The 17192-nt window shown below is 66.9% G+C and carries 16 protein-coding genes and 1 pseudogene; 3 read left to right on the top strand and 14 right to left on the bottom strand.

The window, feature by feature from the left end; genetic code table 11:
• Positions 1 to 106 precede the first annotated feature (106 nt).
• Positions 107 to 478 (bottom strand): hypothetical protein, encoded by a 372-nt coding sequence (locus AC07PT_RS27465; protein ID WP_494658807.1) that lies wholly within the window; start codon positions 476 to 478, stop codon positions 107 to 109.
• 138 nt (positions 479 to 616) lie between these two features.
• Positions 617 to 2092: an MFS transporter gene (locus AC07PT_RS27460; RefSeq protein WP_494658806.1), complete on the bottom strand. Its 1476-nt coding sequence runs from the start codon at positions 2090 to 2092 to the stop codon at positions 617 to 619.
• 91 nt (positions 2093 to 2183) lie between these two features.
• On the opposite strand from AC07PT_RS27460, the gene AC07PT_RS27455 reads away from it, so the two are divergent.
• Positions 2184 to 3128, top strand: a complete 945-nt coding sequence (locus tag AC07PT_RS27455; protein ID WP_494658805.1) for a LysR family transcriptional regulator — start codon at positions 2184 to 2186, stop codon at positions 3126 to 3128.
• A gap of 13 nt (positions 3129 to 3141) precedes the next feature.
• Here the strand turns inward: AC07PT_RS27455 and AC07PT_RS27450 are convergent, their stop codons facing one another.
• The 12 genes from AC07PT_RS27450 to AC07PT_RS27395 all read right to left on the bottom strand — a co-directional run bounded on the left by AC07PT_RS27450 (position 3142) and on the right by AC07PT_RS27395 (position 15958).
• The gene (locus AC07PT_RS27450; protein WP_494658804.1) at positions 3142 to 3591 is read right to left on the bottom strand and encodes an Lrp/AsnC family transcriptional regulator; all 450 of its coding nucleotides are present in this window, start codon (positions 3589 to 3591) and stop codon (positions 3142 to 3144) included.
• Between the two features lie 109 nt (positions 3592 to 3700).
• Positions 3701 to 4957 (bottom strand): NAD(P)/FAD-dependent oxidoreductase, encoded by a 1257-nt coding sequence (locus AC07PT_RS27445; RefSeq protein WP_494658803.1) that lies wholly within the window; start codon positions 4955 to 4957, stop codon positions 3701 to 3703.
• 121 nt (positions 4958 to 5078) lie between these two features.
• The gene (locus AC07PT_RS27440) at positions 5079 to 6272 is read right to left on the bottom strand and encodes a saccharopine dehydrogenase family protein (RefSeq protein ID WP_494658802.1); all 1194 of its coding nucleotides are present in this window, start codon (positions 6270 to 6272) and stop codon (positions 5079 to 5081) included.
• A gap of 221 nt (positions 6273 to 6493) precedes the next feature.
• Positions 6494 to 8650 carry a xanthine dehydrogenase family protein molybdopterin-binding subunit gene (locus tag AC07PT_RS27435; protein ID WP_494658801.1) on the bottom strand — a complete coding sequence of 719 codons (2157 nt, stop codon included), beginning with the start codon at positions 8648 to 8650 and terminating at the stop codon, positions 6494 to 6496.
• Between the two features lie 15 nt (positions 8651 to 8665).
• Entirely contained in the window at positions 8666 to 9133 is a 468-nt protein-coding gene (locus AC07PT_RS27430) for a (2Fe-2S)-binding protein (protein ID WP_492350450.1), read from the bottom strand.
• Positions 9134 to 9288: 155 nt separating this feature from the next.
• Positions 9289 to 10830, bottom strand: coding sequence for a UxaA family hydrolase (locus AC07PT_RS27425; protein ID WP_492350449.1), 1542 nt, complete (start codon positions 10828 to 10830; stop codon positions 9289 to 9291).
• A gap of 35 nt (positions 10831 to 10865) precedes the next feature.
• On the bottom strand, positions 10866 to 12008 hold the full coding sequence (locus AC07PT_RS27420; RefSeq protein ID WP_492350448.1) for a mannitol dehydrogenase family protein: 1143 nt from the start codon (positions 12006 to 12008) through the stop codon (positions 10866 to 10868).
• A gap of 13 nt (positions 12009 to 12021) precedes the next feature.
• Positions 12022 to 13032, bottom strand: a complete 1011-nt coding sequence (locus AC07PT_RS27415) for a zinc-binding alcohol dehydrogenase family protein (RefSeq protein ID WP_494658800.1) — start codon at positions 13030 to 13032, stop codon at positions 12022 to 12024.
• A 52-nt stretch (positions 13033 to 13084) separates the two neighbouring features.
• Positions 13085 to 13858 (bottom strand): transporter substrate-binding domain-containing protein, encoded by a 774-nt coding sequence (locus AC07PT_RS27410; protein WP_494658799.1) that lies wholly within the window; start codon positions 13856 to 13858, stop codon positions 13085 to 13087.
• Positions 13859 to 13893: 35 nt separating this feature from the next.
• Positions 13894 to 14622: an amino acid ABC transporter ATP-binding protein gene (locus tag AC07PT_RS27405; RefSeq protein WP_494658798.1), complete on the bottom strand. Its 729-nt coding sequence runs from the start codon at positions 14620 to 14622 to the stop codon at positions 13894 to 13896.
• The gene (locus AC07PT_RS27400) at positions 14606 to 15256 is read right to left on the bottom strand and encodes an amino acid ABC transporter permease (RefSeq protein WP_494658797.1); all 651 of its coding nucleotides are present in this window, start codon (positions 15254 to 15256) and stop codon (positions 14606 to 14608) included. The genes AC07PT_RS27405 and AC07PT_RS27400 overlap by 17 nt, the downstream gene beginning before the upstream one ends.
• A gap of 18 nt (positions 15257 to 15274) precedes the next feature.
• On the bottom strand, positions 15275 to 15958 hold the full coding sequence (locus tag AC07PT_RS27395; RefSeq protein WP_492350484.1) for an amino acid ABC transporter permease: 684 nt from the start codon (positions 15956 to 15958) through the stop codon (positions 15275 to 15277).
• A 236-nt stretch (positions 15959 to 16194) separates the two neighbouring features.
• Between AC07PT_RS27395 and AC07PT_RS27390 the strand changes: the two genes are divergently transcribed.
• On the top strand, positions 16195 to 16896 hold the full coding sequence (locus AC07PT_RS27390; protein WP_494658796.1) for a FadR/GntR family transcriptional regulator: 702 nt from the start codon (positions 16195 to 16197) through the stop codon (positions 16894 to 16896).
• Between the two features lie 58 nt (positions 16897 to 16954).
• Positions 16955 to 17192, top strand: a pseudogene (locus AC07PT_RS27385) (hypothetical protein); the annotation flags it as partial.

Below are 17192 nucleotides of genomic sequence, written 5' to 3'. Positions count from 1 at the left end.
GCGATGGAGGTTGTGCACGGCTATGGGTCATCGGCAGGCGGCCGCGCAAACGCCTTGTGGCTGCAGTGCAAGCACTGAGCACGCTCTGGCACCGAGGGCTGAGCCCTCAGCGGTGCCGGGGCGAAGGTGGATTGAGCGGAGGGTTGAGCCGAGGGTGTAGCGGGGGGTTTATCGAGCCCCAGTCGCAACTGGGCACTGCACGCTGCAGGCAGCGCCGCAAAGCGGCCGCCTGCCCTGCCGGGTGGCTGATGTGCAGCTGCACGCGGGCATCGGCGGGCCAGGGCAGGCAGCATTCGATGCGGCTGTTCGGGCAGGTCGCCACGGCCTGGCGCGCCTGGGCCGCCTCGCAGGCGGCCACGGTGACACGCATTCTTTCAAGCGAACGGGTTGCCGGGGCAGCAGGTGGGCGATGCCCGGCAGCAGCCATGCGCGGGCCGGCCGTGTGCAAGGGTGACAAGAGAAAAGCGAACAGGCTCATGCGTGGGTTCCGACGTGCCTTGGGGGCTTGGCACTCGGGGATGAGCTTAAAAAGGAGCGCGTAAAAATGCCGATGAAGCTGGCAGGCTGGGCGCAAAAATGTCGTAAACGCCCGGGCGGCGCGCCCTGCCCATCCCACCTAGCGGAACACGCGCTGCAGCAGCACGGCCAGGGCCAGCGGTACGGAAAGACCGGCCAGCAACAAGAAGACACAGGCCGCCGGCTGGGCCACCGGCGTGCCCAGCCAGGCCCCCAGGCCCTGCAAAGCACCCCCCAGGCTGGCCAGGCGGCCTTCGCCCAATTGGTGCAGCAAACCCGTGAGCAGTGCCACACTGAAAGACAGGCTGAGCTGGCGCACGATGTTCTTGACCTGGTAGCCGTGCGAGAACACCGCCTGGGGCAGCTCCACAAAGGTGCCCTGGGCCACCGGGCCGATGAACAGGGGAAGCGACAGGCCGCTCAGCACCGTGCCCAGCCCCAGCGCCAGCGCACTCCAACCCGAGCCCGGCCCACCCCCCTGAACCTGTGACAGCAGCAGGCAGGCCAGCGCCTGCAGCAGCACCCCCGACAGCATGTAGCCCTGGTGGCGCGGCCAGCGTTGCGCCGCAAAGATGTGCAGCAAGGCCATGCCGACGCTGCTCAACAGGCCCAGAGAGGTCCACAAGGCCGTGGCCAGCAAAGACAGACCCAGCTCCTGGTGCAGCATCCAGGGCAGAAGCAAACCCATGGCGCCGGCCAAAAAGTAGCCCAGGGCATAGAACACCAGGCCCACCAGGTAGCGCCGCTGCACCAGCCCACGGTAGTTGATCAGGGGGCGCTCGCGCCCCCACTGGCGCCAGGCAAACAGGCTGAGCACCAAGGTCGAGAGCAGGGCCACGGCCAAGCCCTGCACGGGCAGCTCGTCGGCGCGCTGGAGCGGGATCTGCTGGATCACCCATTGCAGGCCGCACACACCGGCCAACACGACCAGCAGCCAGGCCCAATGCTCTTGCGAGCGTTCGTGGGGCGCGCTGCGCTGGTCCGGCAGGCAGGCCCTGGCAGCCCAGCCCACCAGCGCAGCCCAGACCAGGCCGAACCCGAACAGCGCCCGCCAGCCCCCCAGGCCCAGCAGACCGGCGGCCACCAACGGCGCCAGCGCGGTGCCCCCCAGCAGCGCACAGACAAAGGTCAGCAGGCCGTGGAAGCGCCGCTCCGGCGGCAGCTCATTGATCAGCATGCGCCCGGCCACGAAGAAGGTGGAGCCCCCCAGGCCCTGCAGCAATCGACCCAGGGCCAGTGACAGCACGCTGCCATCGACCGGGCTGCTGGCGCAGACCCCCGAGCCCAGTCCGAACACCAGCAGCGACAGGCCGACAAAACGACGGTAGCCCAGGCGCTCGACCACCCACTGGTGCTTGTAGAGCATGAAGACGGCCGCGGCGCCATAGGCGGCATAGACCAGGGCAAAGGCCGAGGCCGACACCCCGGCGCCCGCCATGATGGGCCCGGCGCCGAACAGGACCAGGCCGTTCTCCAGAAACTCCACGCTGGTCACGGCGGCCAGCGCCAGCAAGAGCGCGGCGGTGGAAGGGCGATCGCGAGCGACCTGAAGGGTGGAAACGGAAGCAACAGACATGGGCAAAAGGCAGCCCTGCAGCAGGCTGAAGAAACGATGATCTCGCTTGAGTTTGCCCAGAGCGGCACAATCACGCCAATCGATTGTTCTGATGCACAACATCAACATGGCTGATTTTGATCACACCGCGCTGCGCCGCCTGGACCTGAACCTGCTGGTGGCGCTGGATGCCCTGGTGGCCGAGCGCAGCGTGACCCGCGCCGCAGCGAGGCTGTGCGTGGGTCAGCCGGCCATGAGCCACGCGCTGGCCCGGCTGCGCGAGTGGCTGGGCGATGACATCCTGTACCGCGAAGGGGCGGTCATGGTGCCCACGGCCCGCGCCCAGGCCCTGGCACCGCGGGTGCGCCAGTGGCTGGCCGAGGCCCAGGCCATGACGCTGAGCGAGGCCGTCTTTGACCCCTTGCGCGTGCAGGAGCGCTTTGACCTGTGCCTGAACGATCCGCTGGAGGCCCTGCTGTTGCCCGGCCTGGTGGCCGCCTTGCGGCAAAAGGCCCCAGGCTTGAGCCTGTCGGTGCGCCCGGTGCCGGCCTGGCAACAGCTGGAGCAACTGGACGCAGGCGAAATCCGCATGGCGCTGGGGCATTTCCCCCGGCTGCGCAGCGTGCACGAGCCGGTGCTGTTGTTTCGCTCGGGTTTCAGCTGCGTGCACAACCCGACCCTGCTGCAGGTGCCGGCCCGCCCCCGGCCGGCGGATCTGGCCCGGCTGCCCCACATCCACACCAGCTATGCCGGCGATGGGCCGGGCCTGGTGGACAAGGTGTTTCAGCAGTTGGGCCTGACTCGGCAGGTGGTAGCCCACACGGCCAACCCGCTGTCGATCCCCTTTGTGGTCAAGCAAAGCCCGCTGGTGGCGGTGCTGCCCGATATGTTGACGCGCCTGTTCGGCAGCCATGGCGATCTGAGGATCGTGCCCCTGCCCTGGCGCACCCTGGTGTTGCCGATCTCGATGGTGACGCACCGGCGCGACGCCTCTGACCCGCTGGCACGCTTTGTGAGCCAGGAGCTGCTGGCGGTGACGCGCTCGGTGTTCGCCTGACGCGTCAACCCGCTCAAACCTGGCTGCGGCGGTCGATCTTGCGGCTGAGGATGAGCGAGGTGTGGGTCTGGTGGATGCCCTCGATCTGGCCCAGTTGGTCCAGCAGGCGGTCCAGTTGCTCGGGCGTGTTGCAGCACAGCAGGGCCAGGTAGTCGAAGGCGCCGCTGACGGCACACAACTCTTCCACCTCAGGCAGGCGCTCCAGTGCCTGCAGCACGGCGCTGGCCTTTTTGGCATTGACGCTGAGGCCACACCAGGCGCGCACGGCCGCCCGCTCCAGCGGCTGGCCCAGGCGCACGCCGTAGCCGGCCACCACGCCCTCACGCTCCAGGCGCGCGATGCGCGCGGCCACAGTGGTACGGGCGATCTGGAGCTTGCGCGCCAGGTTGGCCACGGGTTCACGGGCGTTGGCCTGGAGCAGGCTCAACAGGTGGCGGTCGGTGTCGTCGAGTTTGACGTCCATGGGGGATGCAAAGGTTCAAGGCTGGAGGCCGGCCCTCTGGCCTGGGCCAGGGGCGCGATGCGTCCACTGTAGCGGACGAAAGGTACTCTGCGAGGCCTGGACGCTGGCCTCAGCGCACAAAGCGCTCTGGCCGGAAGGGTGTGGCGTCCAACGGCGGGGACTGGCCGTCCATCAAGGCCGCCAGCAGCAAGGCCGTGCCGGGCCCGGTGCTGAAGCCGATGTGCTGGTGGCCAAAGGCCAGCCACAACCCGGGTCGCCCGGGTGCCGCGCCGATCACAGGGCGGCTGTCGGGCAAGGTGGGGCGTCGGCCCAGCCAAGGCTGGGACTCCAGCCGCTCTGCCAGCCCAAAAGCCTGGCGGGCAGCGGTTTCGGCCAGCCCCAGTTGGGTGTGGTTGGGAGGGGCGTCGAGCTCGGTCAGCTCCACCCCGGTGCTCAGGCGCAGGCCTTGGGCCATGGGGGAGAGCACGTAGCCGCCGGCGCTGTCGTACACGGGCCGCCTCAGGGTGGCCTCGCCCTCGGCCGCGTAGTGCATGTGGTAGCCGCGCTCAAAAGCCATGGGCACCGACAGGCCCAGGTGCTGCTGCAAAAAGCCCTTGCTCCAAGGGCCCAGGGCCAGGACCACGCGCTGAGCGGCCAACGGGCCGGCCTCACCCAGATCAACCTGCCAGCCACCGTCAGCCCCGGTGCGGGCCAGGCCCTGCACCGGGGCCTGCAGCAGGCGCCCGCCACGGGCGGTGAACAGGCCCGCATAGCTTTCGGTCACGGCACCGGGGCTGTCGACCGAGGCCGCATCGCGCACCCACAGGGCGCGGGGGAACAGGGGGCGCAGGTGCGGCTCCAGCGCATGCAGGGCACCAGCATCCAGAGGCTCGGTCTGCACGCCGAACTGGGCCAGGGCGTCGCGCCCCAATTGGCCCGCATCGAAGGCGGCCTGGCTGCGGTACAGAAAGATCCAGCCGTTCTCGCGCAGGCGGTGGCCCTGCCCTGCCTCCGCCAACCACTGGCGATGGGCTGGCTGGCTGAGTCGGATCAGGGCGTCGAGGGCCGCGGCGGTCTGCTGGAAGGGGGCCTGCCGGGCCCGGGCCAGAAAGCCCAGCCCCCAGCCCGGGTGGCGCGCCAGAAAGGCCGGGTTGTAGCGGAACTGGGCCGTGCGGTTTTTGAGCAGGGTGGGCAGGCTGGCCCACAGGCCGGGGTTGTTGAAAGGGATCAGTGAGCTGCGGGTCAGCACACCTGCATTGCCGTAGGAGGTCTCTCGTCCGGGCCCCAATCGGTCGACCAGGGTGACCTGGTGGCCACGCCGTTGAAGCTCCAGCGCGCAAGACACGCCCACCATGCCAGCGCCCAGAACGGCAACCGTGCTACTCATTGAAAAACCCCTTTTGTTGGTCTGTGCGGCGGCCAGGCCACCGAGCCACGCACCGCCGCGCTGCAGGCGCATGGCCGACGCGGCCCAGTATGCCACCGCACAGCTTTTGAGCGGCACACGATCAGGCGTGAACGGCAAGTGCCTTGCGCAGGAGCGGCACCGTCGCTGCCCCTGCAGGCGCAGAGGCTGTCGCAACATCCAGGCCAGGTTGAGCCGCCTCGCGCAGGCCGGCGTAGTGGTGACCGACCCGGGTGGCCAGCAAGGCCTGCAGGGGCACCTGCTCCTGGCGGACAAAGCCCGCTGCGGGCAGTTGGCCGCGTTGCAGCAGCTCCAGCACCCCGACCACGCCGGCGGCGGTGCTCAGCTCGATGGCGGTGCGTAGGCGCCCCCGCAAGAGTCCCCCTTGCACCCGGGCGAGGCGGGTCTGTTGCTCCAGGCGGCCCTGGCGCAGGCCGGTGGCCGAGGCATGCACGATGACCACGTCGTCACGGCTGTGCGGCACGGCGTGGTCCAGCACCTGGCGCAGCAGGTCGCGCTGTTCGATCAGGCGCAGGTCATGCAGCAGAAAGTCCATGGCGTCGCGGTGGCCTGGGTAGCGCAGGGTTTTGTAGCTGAGGTTGCGCACGCGGCCCTGCAGGGTTTCGCACAGGGTGCCCAGCCCACCCGAGGTGTTGAAGGCTTCGTAAGTGTCGCCATCGAGCAGCAGTTGCTCCAGCCCCTCCAGGGCCTGGGTGCTGACGCGCTGGCCTTGCACGATGGCGTCGCAGGGCTGGCAGTACTCGTTGATGACGCCGTCGATGCTCCAGGTGAAGTTGTAGCGCAGGCGGTTGGTGGCGTGGCGGGTGAGCGCGCCCACGCGCAGATTCAGATCGAACAACTCGTCGAAGCCCTCTGCCAGTTGCATGCCCAACATGCCGATCACCCCCGGCGCCAGGCCACACTGGGGCATGAGCAGGCTGCGGGCGCCCACCGCCAACTGGCGGATGGCCTGGGTGGCGGCCACGTCTTCGGTCAAGTCGAAGTAGTGCACCCCGAGCCGGGCCGCCTGGGGCGCGACGGTCTGGGCCAGGAAGTAGGGCAAGGCATTGATCACCACCGGGTGCTGTGACAGGGCCGCAGCGAGGGCAGCCGGGTCACGAACGTCGAGCTGCAGGGGCTGCACCAGGGCGTCGTAGGGGTGGGTGGCGCGCTGCTGGTCGGCCAGGGTGACGGGCAGCTGGTGGGCCTCGGCCACCATGTCGGCGATGGTGCCGCCGACCTTGCCGGCCCCCAGGACCAGGACGCTGCGCAGGGGGGTGTGGGAATTGCGGGACATGGCGGACTCTCTCTCAAGGGGTGGATCGATGAGAAAAAGTCTAGGCGGGGTGCTGCACCGTTGCCAGAGCACAAAGTGCCGGTGGCAACAGGGCAGTTTGTCATTCTGACGGCTTGGGCTGCCGAAATGACGGTGGCCGGCCATGGCCCGAAGACACGGCCCTGGTCTGGGCTGGGTCTTCAGTGGGGGCCCGGGCCGTTCAGGCCTCGTTCAGGCCTGGCTCAGGCCTGTTTGAGCGCTTCGGCCGTGATGGGCAGGCGGCGCACCCGTTTGCCGGTGAGCGCGGCCACCGCATTGGCAATGGCGGGGCCCACCACGGCCGTGGCGGGCTCGCCGATGCCTCCGGGCTTTTCCTGGCTTTGCACGAGCACAATGTCGACCTTGGGCGCCTCGAACATGCGCACCGGCTGGAAGGTGTTGTAGTTGGTCTGTTGCACGCGACCGGCCTCGAGCGTGATCTGGTGCTTGAGGGCAGCCCCCATGCCGAACACGACGCTGGACTGGATCTGGGCCTCGACTGTGTCGGGGTTGACCATGTGGCCCGGATCGACCGCCACGGTGACCCGGTGCACATGCACCTCACCCGCCTCGTTGAGGCTGACCTCGGCCACCTGGGCCATGTAGGTGTCATAGCCCTCCATCAGCGCGATGCCGCGGGCCCGGCCCTTGGCCAGCGGCTGCCCCCAGCCGGCCTTCTCGGCGGCCAGCTTGAGCACGTTGGCAAAGCGGGGCTTGCCTTCGAGCAGGCTGAGGCGGTAGCGGTAGGGGTCCTGGCCGGCGGCCAGGGCCAGCTCGTCGATGAAGCTTTCGTTGGCGAAAGCGTTCATGTTGTGGCTGACCGCGCGCCAGTAGCCCACGCGCAGGCCGGCATCGTGGATGACCAGGTCGTGCTGGGTGTTGGGGATGTTGTAGCCCGGCACCGAGGCTTCGGCCATGAAGGGATCCAGCGTGTTGGCGGGCAGGCCGAAGGCGCGCTGGGTAACCGACTGCGAGGCAACCTTGAAGTGCATGGCCACCGGTTTGCCGCTGGCGTCGAGCCCGGCCTTGAGCTGGTTGACGGCCACGGGGCGGTAGAAGTCGTGGGTGAAGTCGTCTTCACGCGTCCAGACCAGCTTGACCGGCTTGTTGACGGCCTTGGAGATCTGGGCCGCCTGCACGATGAAGTCCAACTCAAGGCGGCGGCCAAAGCCTCCGCCCAGGTAGGTGGTCTTGAGGGTGATGGCCTCGGGCTTGACGCCCAGCGCCGCCGCCACGGCCCCCTGCGCGCCTTGCTGGAACTGGGTGGGGCCCACCAGCAGGATGTTGTCGCCATTGACATGGGCCGTGAAGTTCATGGGCTCGAGCGGCACGTGGGCCTGCAGGGGCTGCACGTACTCGGCCTCGACCACCTTGGCTGCGCCCTTGAAGGCGGCGGCCACGTCACCCTGGGGCTTGGCGATCTCGATGGGCTTGGTGCTGGCAGCGGCGGCGCGGGTGCTGTTGATCATGCCTTCGCTGCTGAGCTGGGCGCCAGCGCCCTCATCCCATTGGATGGTGACGGTGTCGCGCGCCTTTTTGGCCTGCCACCAGCTGGCCGCGACCACGGCCACGCCGTCGGGGATCTGCACCACATCGATGACGCCGGGCATGCTCTTGGCCTTGGCGGCATCAAAGCTGACCACCTTGCCGCCAATCACCGGGCACTGGGCCAGCGAGGCGTAGACCATGCCGGGCAGCTTGACGTCGATGCCGAACTCGGCCGTGCCATTGACCTTGGCGGGGGTGTCGATGCGCTTGGTGCGCTTGCCCACCAGGACAAAGTCTTTCGGGTCTTTGAGGGCGGGCTTTTCGGGCACGGGCAGCTTGGCAGCGGCTTCAGCCAATTGGCCGTAGCTGGCCTTTTTGCCGCCCGGGCCGGTGACCATGCCCTGGTCGGCCTTGAGGCTGGCCACGTCGACACTCCACTGGTTGGCGGCTGCCTGCAGCAGCATCTGGCGCACCTGGGCGCCGGCCACGCGCAGCTTCTCCCAGCCGTCACGCACCGAGGTGGAGCCACCGGTGATCTGCGCGCCCAACAGGGCGTTGACATAGACGGCCGCCGGTGGTGCGGCCACCACCTGGACCTGCTTGAGGCCGACGTTGAGCTCTTCGGCAATCAGCATCGACATGGAGGTGTAGACGCCCTGCCCCATCTCGGAGCGGGCCACCATCAGGGTGATGCGGTTGTCGTCGGCGATGTGCACCCAGGCATTCGGGGTGTGCACGGTGCCGGCGGCCTGCGCAGCGCCCGCGCCCAGCAGGGGCAGGCTGACGCCCATGATGAGGCCACCGGTGGCGGCGGTGGAGGTCTTGAGGAAGGCCCGGCGGGAGGTGTTGGCAACAGATTGGTGCTTGTTCATGTGGGTCTCCCGGGGTCAGGCCTTGTTGCGCATCATGGCGCCGGCATCCTTGATGGCGGCGCGCATGCGGTTGTAGGTGCCGCAGCGGCACAGGTTGCCGCTCATGGCCGCGTCGATGTCGGCATCGCTGGGGTTGTTGTTGCGCGACAGCAGGGCTGCCGCACTCATGAGCTGGCCCGACTGGCAGTAACCGCACTGGGGCACCTCGTGCTTGAGCCAGGCCACCTGCAGCGGGTGGTTGGCGGTCTTGGACAGACCTTCGACGGTGGCCACGTTCTTGCCGGCCACGGCGCTGAGCGGGGTCTGGCAGGACCGTGCGGGCTGGCCGTTGACATGCACGGTGCAGGCGCCGCACAGGGCAGCGCCGCAACCGAACTTGGTGCCGGTCATGCCCAGCTCGTCACGGATCACCCACAGCAAGGGGGTGTCGGTCTCGGCCTGGGCCGTGACCGGCTTGCCGTTGATCTTGAATTGAACGCTCATCGTGGGGCTCCATCTGGGTTGTTGTTCTCGCAGGGGAGGTTAGAGCGCCACCCAGTTGGGCCTATCCGGGTAAGCCCGGAAACAATTAGATACCGCCTCAGATTTTCTCAAATTGCGACAGATCTCGTCACAAATGACCCAGGCGGGCACCTCGCCTACATGACCGCGCCCAGTTGCCAGGGCAGGAACTCGTTGTCCCCCAGGCCGTTGTCCTCGCTTTTGCTGCGCTGGCCCGAGGCCGTGGCCAGCATGAGGGCAAACAGGTGTTGGCCCGCTTCGAGCACGGTCTGGCGCCCGTCGACCACGCCGCCGCAATCAAAGTCCATGTCGAGCGACATGCGCTGGAACATGGGGGTGTTGGAGGCCAGCTTGAGCGAGGGCGTGGGCTTGCAGCCATAGGTGCTGCCGCGCCCGGTGGTGAAGCAGATCAGGTTGGCCCCACCGGCCACCTGGCCCGTGGCCGAGACCGGGTCGTAGCCCGGGGTGTCCATGAACACCAGGCCCGGGGCCTGGACCGGCTGGGCGTATTCGAGCACCTCCATGAGGCCGGTGGAGCCGGCCTTGGCCACGGCGCCCAGTGATTTCTCGAGGATGGTGGTGATGCCACCCGCCTTGTTGCCGGGCGAAGGGTTGTTGTTGAGGTCACCGCCGTGCAGAGCGGCATAGCGCTCCCACCAGGCCACGCGCTGCATCAGGCGCTGGGCCACCTCGGGGGTGGCGGCACGGTGGGTCAGCAAATGCTCGGCGCCATAGATCTCGGGGGTTTCAGAAAGAATGGCCCGGCCGCCATGGCGCACCAGCAGGTCGACCGCGGCGCCCAGCACCGGGTTGGCGCTGATGCCGGAGTAAGCATCCGAGCCGCCGCATTGCAGGCCCACGGTGAGCTGCGACAGCGGCACCCGTTGGCGCTGAAACTGATTGGCCTGGGCCAGCATGGCCTGCACGATCGCCTTGCCCGCGGCAATGGTCTCGCGGGTGCCGCCTTCGTCCTGGATGGTGAGGCTGGCCAACAGGCCCGCGGGGCGGGCCGCCATCTCGCTGACCAGGGGGGCGATCTGGTTGACCTCGCAACCCAGACCAATCACCAGCACACCCGCAAAGTTGGGGTGGCTGGCATAGCCCCGCAAGGTGCGCTGCAACAGCGCCAGGCCCTCGCCATCACCGCCCATGCCGCACCCGCTGCCATGGGTGATGGCCACCACGCCATCCACATGCGGGTAGGCGGCCAGGGCTTCGCCCTTGAAGGCATCGGCAATGTGACGGCACACGGTGGCCGAGCAGTTGACGCTGGCGATCACGCCCAGGTAGTTGCGCGTGCCCACACGACCATCGGCACGGACAAAGCCGTCAAAGCCCAAGGCATCGCCGGCCGGCACGGTGGGCACGTAGCCCTGCCCGGGGTGCTGAGCACCATCCGAGTTCACCATGGCCAGGTTGTGCACGTGCACGTGCTGGCCCGGCGCGATGTCGGCACAGGCCAGACCGATGCGCTGACCGTACTTGTAGACCGCTTGGCCACTGGCGATGGGCTGCAAGGCCACCTTGTGGCCGGAGGGGATGGGCTCTTGCACGAGCACGGCCGGGCCGGCACCCAGCGCGAGGGCCTGGCCCGCCACCAGGGCCTGACGGGCCACGGCGACGTTGTCGAGGGCGGACAGTTGCAGGGCGGGCGCTGGGGTGAGGGGGTCGGAGGTCATGGACGGGCGCTGGGTGGAGTCAGTTGGGGGGCGCATCAAGGCGTAGGGGCCAGTGCGGACTGCAGGCGCGCTTGCACCAGGCCAGGCGCGCGCTGGGCCGCCAAGGCCACGATGGGGGCGAGGCGTCGCAGCTTTTTGGCCGCGTGGTTCTGGGCGATGTCGGCGATGCGGTGCTCGAGAAAAGGGTTTTCGAAGCGCTCGCGCACGTCGCGCAGGTAGGCCTCGGCCTGGGGGCCTTCGCCCAAGGCCTGGAACACGGGCAGGATTTCGTCACGCCACAAGGCTTCTAGCTCGGCGCGCAGGGGGATATCGGCCATGGCCTGGCGCACGGTCTCCGCCACGGGGCGCTGCTCGATCAGCCAGCGCTCGGCCAGAAAGGTATGGGCCGCGTTGAGCAGGAACAGCTTGAGGCGCTCGTGCGCGGCCAGGTCGTCGGTGAGCACGATGGCCGGGTGCCGGCAGGGCAGTTGCAAACCGGCCTGGCGCTCGACCACCCACACGGCATAGGGCTCGGCCACGGCGCCAATGGGGTCGATGGCCTCGGAGACGATGCGATCGACCAGGGAGTTGGCCCAGACGGGCCCCTGGCGCAGCCAGCTTTGCAGGCTTTCGGGCAGGCCCCACTGCAGTGCCAGTTGGCAGACCCGGTCGCGCAGCACCTCGCCGTTGCGCTCCACCAGCTCACAAGGCAGCAAGGTGAGGGTTTTGTTGGGGCTTTGTTGCCAGCGCCCGTGCAGCAGCACCAGCAGTTTGGCCGGGAAGCTGTGCGGTGCGGGGCTGGCCTGGGCGAGTAGCTCGGGGCCGTCCTGCTCGTGCAGCTGGTAGCCCTGGTCGCCCGTGTTGGACACGATCACCGTCACATGGCCCTCGGCCACGGCCTGACGCAGGGCCGGCCAGCGGGTGTTGACGTGCCAGGCCTCGCGCACGGCATCGCAGTGTTGCAGGCGATCCACCCGCTGCCCACCGGCCACGCCCCGCACGCGCACCGGATAGCCCTGGCCGAGGGCCAGTGCGGCAATGCGTGCCGCGCCGTCGGCGCGGTCGGTGGTCTGCACCACGGTGATACCGCCCAGGGCGTCGCCCGCCCCGGGCACCTGGGCCAGGGCTTCGGCGATGAACAGGTCGACGTGGGCCTGCAGAAAGCGGCTGGTGCCGAACTGGAGTATGGGTTGGACCATGGCGGTGGCGGGCTCAGATTTCGACGATGGCCTTGACCACGCCCTGCTTCGGGTCCAGCAAGGTGGCAAAGTGGGCGGGCACATCGGACAGGGTCATGCGGTGGGTGTTGAGGGCGGCGGTGGGCACCTGGCCGGCGCGCATGGCACTCAACACGGTTTCGAAGTCTTCGGTGGTGGCGTTGCGGCTGCCCAGCAAAGTGGTTTCGCGCTTGTGGAACTCGGGGTCAGAGAAGCTGATGGTGTCGCGCACCACCGAGATCAGCACGTATTGACCGCCGTGGGCGACGAAGGCGAAGCCGCGCTCGATGGCCCGGGCATTGCCGGTGGCATCGAACACCAGGTCAAAGAACTCGTTCTGGCTGGCTTCGGCCAGTTGGGCCTCATCGCCCTCTCCCAAGGCCACGGTGCGCGTCAGGCCCAGCTCACGCTGGCAAAAATCGAGTCGGTCCTGGCGCCCGTCGAGGGCCGTGACTTCAGCCCCGCGCAGGTGGGCAAAGATCATGGCGGCCATGCCGATGGGCCCGGCCCCCACCACCAGCACGCGCTGGCCGGCCTGCACCCGGCCCCGGCGCACCGCGTGAGCGCCGATGGCCAGGAACTCGATCATGGCAGCCTGGTCGAGCGTGACGCCCTCGGCCTTGTGCACAAAGGCTTCCGGCAGCGACAGATACTCGGTGAAGGCGCCGTCACGGTGCACGCCCAGCACCTGGATGTTGACGCAGCAATTGGTCTTGCCCTGCCGGCAGGCCACGCATTGCCCGCACGACAGGTAGGGCATCACATAGACCACATCGCCCACGGCCAGGCGACCGCCGGGCGCCGCCTCTTCGACCACGCCCGACAACTCGTGCCCCATCACGCGGGGGTACTGCAAAAAGGGCTGGTTGCCGGTGAAGATGTGCAGATCGGTGCCGCACACACCGACGCGCTTGACGCGCACCAGCACCTCCCCTTCGCCGCGGCTGGGGCGGTCGCGCTCCAGGGCGCGCAGGGTTCCGGGGGTTTCACAGATGACGGTCAGCATGGCGGGATCTCGGTGGCGGGTGGGTAGAGGAGGAGTGGGTGGAGTGGACGGATCAGCCGCCGTGGTACTTTTTGTAGATCGCACCCAGCTTGCCGTTGTCGGTGTTGCGCTTGATCCAGTCGTTGAGCCAGGCCTTGAGTTCGGGCTCGTTCTTGCGCAGGCCGATGCCCAGCGGCACGGTCTGCATCACGAACTTGATGGCCAGATCTTTCTGAGGAGCCTTGGCCAGCACCGTGTTCACGATGGCTGGCGAGGTGGCAATGATGTCGGCCTGGCCGCTCACAGTGGCGGTGACCAGGGTGGCGTCGTCGTCGTAGCGCACCATCTGCGCACCCTTGGCCGACTGGGTGGCTACCTTGTCGTTGTTGGAGCCCCGGGTGGTGGCCACGCGCTTGCCGTTGAGGTCGTCAAAGCCCTTGATGTCGGCCCCTTTGGGCCCGGCCACGACCGCCTGGATCTGGGCATAGGGCGCCGAAAAGTCGATCACCTTTTCGCGCTCGGGCGTGACGGACAGCGAAGCGACCACGATGTCGGCTTTGCCAGTCTGCAGGAATGGGATGCGGTTGGGGCTGGTGGTCTGCACCACTTCGATGGCCACGCCCAGGTCATGGGCGAGCATCTGGGCCGTCTCGACGTCGGAGCCCACGGGCTTCAGGGCGTCATCCACAAAACCATAAGGGGGCGAGCCCGTGTCCAGCGCGATGCGAATCTTCTTCGCTTCACGGATGTCCTTGAGCAGGTCGGCATGGGCCGGGGCCTGGCCCAGGGCCAGCAAGGCGGCCGAGGCCAGCAGGGTGCGCAGCATGAGGGAACGACGGGCTTTCATGGGTTTGTCTCCTGGGTATGAATGGAATGAGCGGATCAGAGGCCGTTGCCGACGAAGTCGCGCAACTCGGTGGTAGCGGGCGCGTCGAGGATGGAGGCAGGCCCGTGCTCCCACACGCGGCCGCGGTGCATGAAGATGACTTCGTCTGCCACCTTGCGGGCAAAAGCCATCTCATGGGTGATGAGGATCATGGTCATGCCGTCAGCCGCCAGGCGCTCCATCACGCGCAGCACCTCGCCGGTGAGTTGGGGGTCTAGGGCCGAGGTCACCTCGTCGAACAGCATGAGTTGGGGCGACATGGCCAGCGACCGTGCGATGGCCACGCGCTGCTGCTGCCCGCCCGAGAGCTGCGAGGGGTAGTGTTCGGCCTTGTCAGCCAGGCCCACCTGATTGAGCACCGCCAGGGCCGTGTCCCGGGCCTGGGCCTTGCGAGCCTTCTGAACCAGGCGCGGGGCCAGCATGATGTTCTGCAGCACCGTGAGGTGAGGAAACAGGTTGTAGCTTTGGAACACGATGCCCACGTCGCGGCGCAGCTGATGCAGGTCCAGCCCCGGGCCGGTCACATCGTGCCCACAGACCTTGATGTGCCCGCTGTCCACGGTTTCGAGCCGGTCGATGCAGCGCAAAGCGGTGCTCTTGCCCGAGCCGCTTTGGCCGATGATGGCCACCACCGAGCCCTTGCGCACGGTGAAGGACACCCCTTCAAGCACACGCGTGCTGCCAAAGCACTTGGAGATGTTGTCGATCTCAACGATGGGCGACATGGAATTTCCTCTCGAGGCTGCGGCTCAGCACCGACAGCGGGTAGCACAGGACGAAATAGAGCGCGGCAACGATCATGAAGATGACGAAGGGCTCGAAGGTGGAGTTGTTGATGATCTGCCCGGCCCGGGCCAGCTCGACAAAGCCGATGGCCGACGCCAGCGACGTGTTTTTGACGATTTGCACCATGAAGCCCACGGTAGGCGGCGTGGCGATCTTGATGGCCTGCGGCAGGATCACATGCCACACCCGCTGGTGCCAGCGCAGGGCCAGGCATTCGGCGGCCTCGGCCTGGGTGCGCGGCACGGACTCGATGCAGCCGCGCCAGATCTCACCCAGGTAAGCCGACACGTAGATGGACAAAGCCAGGGCCGCCGCCGCCAGGGGAGCCACGTCCAGGCCCAGGGCCGGCAAGCCAAAATAGGCCAGCGGCAACAGCACCAGCAGTGGCGTGCCCTGGATCAGCTTGATGTAAAGCGATGCCAGCAGACGCGACCAGCGCGGACCATAAGAGCTGCCCAGCGCCACGGCAAAGCCCAGCAGACCGCCGCCCGCGAACGCCAGCAAAGACAGGCCCACAGTCCACAGCAAACCATCGAACAAAAAGCGCAGATGCGCCGCATTGAGAAATCCCATGTCGTGCTCCGTAACAGGTCAGAGTGGGGTGCCGAGACGGCGACGGCGTGGGAAAGCGAGGCGGGCCAGCAGCCAGAACAGGCCCCGCATGAGCAAAGACATCAGCAAGTAGGCGAGCGCCACAATCAGGTAGGTTTCTACCGATCGGTAGGTATCGGACTGAATGCGGTTGGCCACGGCCGTCAGTTCTTCAGCCGAAATCTGTGAACATATCGAAGAGGCCAGCATCAGCAGCACATACTGACTGGTCAGCGCTGGGTACACCCGCTCGATGGCCGGTGGCAGCACCACATGCAACAGGGTCTGCCATCGGCTCAGGCCGATGCACTCAGCCGCCTCCAGTTGACCTTTCGGAATGGACTCAATACCGGCACGCACGATCTCGCTGGTGTAGGCCCCAACGTTGACGACCAGCGCCACGGTGGCCGCGGTGAAGGCGCCCACCTGCCAACCCAACGACGACAGCCCGAAATAGACGATGAAGACCTGGACCAGCAAGGGTGTGTTCCGGATCACCTCGATGTACGCCCCTGCACACCGCGCCATCCAGCGAGTGCCCTTGGTATTGGCGATGGCGCAAAGAACCCCCAGCAGAAAGCCGAAGAACGTGGATGCCAGTGACAGCGTCAAGGTGGTCCACGCACCGGCCAGCAGGTCTGGGGCATACGCGAGCGGAGCAGAGAAGTCGAAAGCGTAGTTCAAGGTGGTATGGGCGGTGCCATGCAAAGGCACCTGATCTTCTTTTTGGTAAGGCCAATTTGAATGCACAAAGCAAATTGGCCTTACCGGGTTTACCCGAATTCCACCATGAAAGAGACAAATTCATGCTGAATCGCTCACAATCTCGCATTCAGAGGTCCATTGATCGCCTTTACACTTCATCAAAGGCCCCTTTGGCCTGACCAATTGGACAGACCAAAATTCACATGAACCTGCCTATGAACGACTTGGAAAAGAGCCTGGAGCCCAGACGCCTGTATCAACAAATTGCAGATCGGGTGCGTGTGCTGATCCAAAGCGGTGATTTCCGCGAAGGCAGCCGCCTGCCTCCCGAAAGAGACCTGGCGCAGCAACTGGGGGTGTCACGTCCCTCGCTTCGCGAGGCACTGATCGCGCTGGAGATCGAAGGCAGCGTGGAGATCCGCATGGGATCCGGCGTTTATGTCTGCGCGCGAGCCATGCGACGGCCTGCCATGTCCATTCCGATGGGCGAGAGCCCTGCAGAATTGATGCAGGCCCGGGGGGTGGTCGAGGGCTCGGTGATTGTTCTCGCCTGCGTGAACGCCACCACGGAAGGGCTAGCACGCGTACGGGAAAGCATCGAAGGCATGCGGGCCGACATCATCGCGGGCCGGGATGTGTTGGCGCATGATCGAGAGTTTCATGTGCGCATTGCGGAGATGGCTGGCAACTCGGTGCTGACGGCACTGATCAGCACCCTCTTCGATGAAAGACAACGGCCTCTGGCCAGTCACATGCGCAATCGACTGGAAAGCCAACCCACTTGGAGCGCTGCACTGGCAGAACACGAGCAGATTTATCGCAACCTGGTCGCCAGAGACCCCTTGATGGCTGAGTCCGCCATGCGGGCCCACATTCGGTCGGCAGCGGAGCGCTGGGTGATTCCAGACGCAGCGTGAGTTGACAAACAATGCATGTCGCGAACGGTGATCCAAACCGGAAAGAACCCAATGGAGTGTGGAACTGCCGGGGTGGGCATGGGTCGTCAAAGCGGTGGTTGAAGCACAGGAGCTGGACAGCCGGGCATCGACGGGGGCGATCTACTGGGAGGGCTTGAGCGAGGTGTTCGACGTTCAGGGCCGCCTGCTGGGCCGAGGGTACGTGGAGCTGACGGGGTACGCGCAGGCCCCCCGCGTCAGAATAGTTGTCGCATCCTTAAAACAGAAGAAACTAGGGGGTGTGGACGATGAGAGAA

The sequence above is a fragment of the Curvibacter sp. GW821-FHT09D12 genome (genome assembly GCF_059416245.1).
This window is presented reverse-complemented; position numbering and strand designations above follow the sequence as displayed.